The 4,717-nt window shown below is 60.6% G+C and carries 4 protein-coding genes; 3 read left to right on the forward strand and 1 reads right to left on the reverse strand.

Annotated features, from left to right (window positions below; genetic code table 11):
- Positions 1-70 precede the first annotated feature (70 nt).
- Positions 71-1,408 carry a methylenetetrahydrofolate--tRNA-(uracil(54)-C(5))-methyltransferase (FADH(2)-oxidizing) TrmFO gene (gene trmFO, locus T370_RS0121250; RefSeq protein WP_029436936.1) on the reverse strand — a complete coding sequence of 446 codons (1,338 nt, stop codon included), beginning with the start codon at positions 1,406-1,408 and terminating at the stop codon, positions 71-73.
- 254 nt (positions 1,409-1,662) lie between these two features.
- Between trmFO and T370_RS0121260 the strand changes: the two genes are divergently transcribed.
- From T370_RS0121260 to T370_RS0121270, 3 genes are all read left to right on the forward strand, one after another.
- Positions 1,663-2,682, forward strand: coding sequence for a pseudouridine synthase family protein (locus tag T370_RS0121260; RefSeq protein ID WP_029436937.1), 1,020 nt, complete (start codon positions 1,663-1,665; stop codon positions 2,680-2,682).
- Positions 2,683-3,022: 340 nt separating this feature from the next.
- A complete protein-coding gene (locus T370_RS0121265) occupies positions 3,023-3,652 on the forward strand; it encodes a DUF47 domain-containing protein (protein ID WP_029436938.1) in 630 nt (209 codons plus the stop codon).
- Positions 3,645-4,652 (forward strand): inorganic phosphate transporter, encoded by a 1,008-nt coding sequence (locus T370_RS0121270; protein WP_005028154.1) that lies wholly within the window; start codon positions 3,645-3,647, stop codon positions 4,650-4,652. Before T370_RS0121265 ends, T370_RS0121270 begins: the two co-directional genes overlap by 8 nt.
- The last annotated feature ends 65 nt before the right edge of the window (positions 4,653-4,717 follow it).

Consider the following 4,717-nt stretch of genomic DNA (forward strand, 5'->3'; position numbering starts at 1 on the left):
GGAGAGGGGTGGGGTTTGGGGAGGGGAGAGGCCCCCTTTTTCAAAAGGGGGCCTCTCCCCTCCCCAACCTTCAATCCCCTTCCTTCTCCACCCCCTTCAACCACTCGCCAAACGCGGCACGGGCGCGATCGGCATACCACTGCTTGCGTTCTTTCTTTTTCACGCGGACTTCGGGCTCCGGCATGAGCCCAAAATGCACATTGGACGGCTGAAAATGCTTGGCGGGCGTGGACAGATGGTTGAGCAGAGCACCGAGGGCCGTCGTTGCCGGGGGCTTCGGCAGGGAGCGCCCAGCCAGCTTCGCCGCCAGCATCTGCCCCACCCACAAGCCGCAGGCGATGGACTCGACATAGCCTTCCACTCCGGTGATCTGCCCGGCAAGATGCACGTTCGGGCGGGACTTGAGGGCGAGCTCCTCATTCAGGGACACGGGCGCATTCACATAGGTATTGCGATGCATACTGCCGAAACGCACGAATTCCGCGTGCTCAAGGCCCGGCACCTTGCGGAAGCAGACTGCCTGCGCGGGATAGGTCAGCTTGGTCTGGCAGCCCACCAGATTGAACATCGTCTTGTTCCCATTCTCGGGGCGAAGCTGAAGCAACGCGAAAGGACGCCGCCCGGTGCGCGGATCTGTGAAGCCCACAGGCTTGAGCGGACCGAAGGCCAGCGTCTTCTCGCCGCGCGCGGCAAGCGCCTCCACGGGCATACAGCCCTCAAAATGCTTCTCCTGCTCAAATTCGCGGCTGGCGACCTTCTCGCCGTCGAGCAGGCCCTGATAAAACGCCTTGTACTCGTCTTCGTTCATGGGACAGTTCAGATAATCGCCCTCGCCCGGCTCGCCGTAGCGGGAGCCCCAGAAAGCGATGCCCATATCAATGGAATCCGCCGCCACGATGGGCGCGATGGCATCATAAAAATAGAGGTGCTCCGCGCCGACGGCCCGTGCAATGGACGCCGACAGGCTTTCGCTCGCCAACGGCCCGGCTGAGATGACCACCCGCTCGAATCCCTCCAAAGCGGGATCATCAAGATCGGCGATGGCCTTGCGGACAAGCGTGATATTCGGCTCGGCTTCCACAAGCTCCGTCACCTTTCCGGCAAACAGCTCGCGGTCCACGGCCAGCGCCTTGCCCGCCGGGACGCGGGTAGCGTCGGCCACGGCCATGAGCGCACTGCCGAGTTCGCGCAGTTCCTGCTTGATCAGGCCGACACCGGATGCCAGCTCGTCGGATCGCAAGGAATTGGAGCAGACCAGTTCCGCAAGCTGCGGCATGGAGTGCGCCGGGGAATAGGCCTCCGGCTTCTGCTCGAAAAGGGTGACGGCGAAACCACGCCGGGCCAGCTGCAACGCGCATTCGCAACCGGCAAGCCCCGCACCGACAAGAGCTATTCGCTGTGTGGTCATGGATACTCTGGGGAAAAAAGTTCACGCGCCCCGATCCGGGCGCAACGGGAAAGGCCGGCGGGAAACCGCCGCAAGAGCCGGGAGCGTTCCCTTGCTCCGTCCTCTCCTTTACGCTACACTTCAAGACATCCGCAACCATTTCAACGCTGGAGCCCCACATGGATTTCATCTGGTTCTTCCTCGGCATCGCCGCCGTAGCCGCTGGCCTGACGTATATCAAAAAATCTTCCCCAAACAACCACTAAGCCCGCCTCATGCCCTCTTCCGCGAACCGCCCCGAAAACGGCGGCATCTCGTTTCGTGTGCCTGAAGAAGCGCAGGGCTGGCGTCTGGACAAGGCCCTCGGCCTCTTGCTGGCCTCCCCTTCCCCCGAACAGGAAGCCGCCCGGCCCGGCCTGTTCGCGCTGGCCGATCTCGGCCTTCGGGCACGCCGCCGCCTTTGCGACCGTTCCCTCGTGCTGGTGAACGGCAAACCCGGCATCCCCGGCCTCAAACTGCGCGCGGGGCAGGAAATCATCATCCTGCCCGACCCGGAAGGCGCGGCCATACCGAAGGACGCTCCGTCCCTTGTTTATAAGGACGGCGGGATTGCGGCGCTCTATAAGCCTGCGGGTATGCACACCGCCGCTCTGGCGGGAAGCCTTTCCCCAAGCCTCGAAACCCTGCTCGGCGATCTGCTGCCTTCGGAAGAGGAAGGCTACGCATCACGCCTGCTCAACCGCCTGGACGCGCCGACCTCCGGCCTTGTGCTCGCATCCTGTACCGATGGCGGCGAACGCCGCTGGTATCGGGCCGAGCGCATCGGCAACACGGACAAGCTGTATCTGGCCCTGATAGAAGGCCAGCCGCTCTACGATTTCACCGTGGCCCGCCGTCTGGATACGGACACGCGGAACAAGACGCGGGTGCGCCATACCGACGATCCCGATCCGGTGCGGCATACCGATGTTACCCTGCTGGCTCCCCTGACCGCCGGTGACGTCCCCGGCCTCGTCGAATCCGATGATCCCGATGCCCCGCTCATGCTCGTCGGCTGCCGCATCCGCAAGGGCGCGCGCCACCAGATCCGGGCGCATCTCGCCGCTGCGGGGCACCCGCTGGCCGGAGATTCCCTCTATGGCGCGGAATTGCCCTGCCCCTCCGGTTTTCTTTTGCATCACGGGCGGGTCTCGTTTCCCGATTTCCAAGCCTTCCGCCTTCCCGCGTGGCTTCCGCTGCTTCCTCGGGAGGCGCAGGAGAAAGCCACGGCGTTTTTAGGAATGGAAAGAGAATGACAATTGGAGAGGGGAAGGGGAAACTTCTTAAAAAGTTTCCCCTTCCCCTCTCCAAACCTCTCCCCTCCTCTTCAAATATTTTCGTTTTTATTGAATCCCTGCCGCCAAGTTTCCCGGTGTACGGGGGTGCGTTTGCCCCGACCAGCTTGAATATGTCCAGTTCACCATGGCCTCGACGGGTTCCGGGAGGCACTGTTTTTCTCTGCTGCTCATCCCTTCCGAAAAAATTTTCCATAACGAACGCTTTGATTCTCCTGTCGACTTTTCCTGTTTGCTTGCTCGATCCATTTCTTTCCAGTACAACGGCGGCATTTATGAATCAGACCTTTTAGGAGGTTCTATGCTAGCGCGTTTCTTGCCCCAGACGGTTCCGTTTTTCAAATTGCTGATGGAACAGAACGCCGTTCTGCAACGGATGGCTCAAAGCCTCATCATCGTCATGGAAAACACGTATGAATCGGAAGGCCATCTCAAACAAATCAATATATTGGAAGAAGAGGCCGACAAGCTCAACCGGAAAATAACATGGCATCTTTCGCAGACTTTCATTACCCCCATTGATCGTGAAGACATCCACGCGATCAACCTCGCACAGGAACGGGTGGCGGACGGTATACAAAACCTCGCCAGCCGTTTTTTTATGTGCGGCTTCATGTACCAGCGTTTCCCGGCCCATATGATGACCCGGAACATCAAGGGCATGATTGAGGAAACGGAACTCATGCTCGGGCAGCTTGAAAAGAAAAAGGACGTATCGGGGCATCTGCATTCCCTGAAATCCCGCAAATCGGATTGTGAAATGCTGCAGGCCGCAGGGATTTCGGAAATGATGGACAGCGAAATCCCCAACTTTGAGAAAGTGCGCGAACTGATCCTCTGGAGCCAGGTTTACGAGCGCATCGAACGTGCCGTGGATATGGTTTCCGATCTCGGCGACACGCTGGAAGAGGTGGTGCTCAAGTATGTTTGAGGTCCCCGTGCTGCTTGTGCTCATTGTCGTGGTGGCGCTGATCTTCGACTTCACCAACGGAGCCCACGACTGCGCCAACGCCATCGCCACGGTGGTTTCCACCAAGGTGCTCAGCCCCCGCGTCGCGGTCGTCATGGCGGCATCGCTTAACTTTATCGGCGCATTCCTCGGCACCAAGGTCGCCACAACCCTTGGCGCGGGGATCGTCAACACGGACATGGTGGCGAACTGTCAGCCGCTGGTGCTCGCCGCGCTGCTCGGGGCCATCGCCTGGAACCTCATCACATGGTATTTCGGCATCCCTTCCTCCTCATCCCACGCGCTCATCGGCGGCCTGATGGGAGCCGCCGTGGCCTACGCCGGTTTCAGCACGCTCAACGGCGCTTCCATTGCCGAAAAAATCCTGCTCCCGCTGATCCTGTCACCTCTCGCCGGTTTCGGCATGGGCTTCCTGACCATGTTTCTGATCATGCTCCTGTGCGCCCGGGCCAACCGCAACAAGCTCACCCGCGCCTTCACCAAGCTGCAAATCGTTTCCGCCGCCTTCATGGCGACGAGCCACGGCCTCAACGATGCCCAGAAGACCATGGGCGTGATCACGCTCGCCCTCTTCATCTTTAACAAGATCGACACGATTGCGGTTCCCTTCTGGGTCAAGTGCGTCTGCGCGCTCGCCATGGCGATGGGCACGGCGCTCGGCGGCTGGAAGATCATCAAGACGATGGGCCACAAGATCTTCAAGCTGGAGCCCGTGCACGGTTTCGCCACCGAGACCTCCGCGGCAGCCGTCATCTGTGGGGCGTCGCTTTTCGGTGCGCCCGTCAGCACCACCCACACCATCACCGCCTGCATCTTCGGCGTCGGCTCGACCAAGCGGCTCTCCGCCGTCCGCTGGGGCGTGGCCGGGAACCTCGTCATTGCATGGATTCTCACCATCCCCGCCTCCGCCTTCATCGCCGCCATCGCCTTTTGGTGCATGAAGATTGGGGGGATAGTGTAGAGAGCAGAAGATTGGAGGGGGAGGGAGGGCCTTTCTGGAGAAAGGCCCTCCCTCCCCCTCCAAAC

Source organism: Bilophila wadsworthia ATCC 49260, from assembly GCF_000701705.1.
GTDB lineage: Bacteria > Desulfobacterota > Desulfovibrionia > Desulfovibrionales > Desulfovibrionaceae > Bilophila > Bilophila wadsworthia.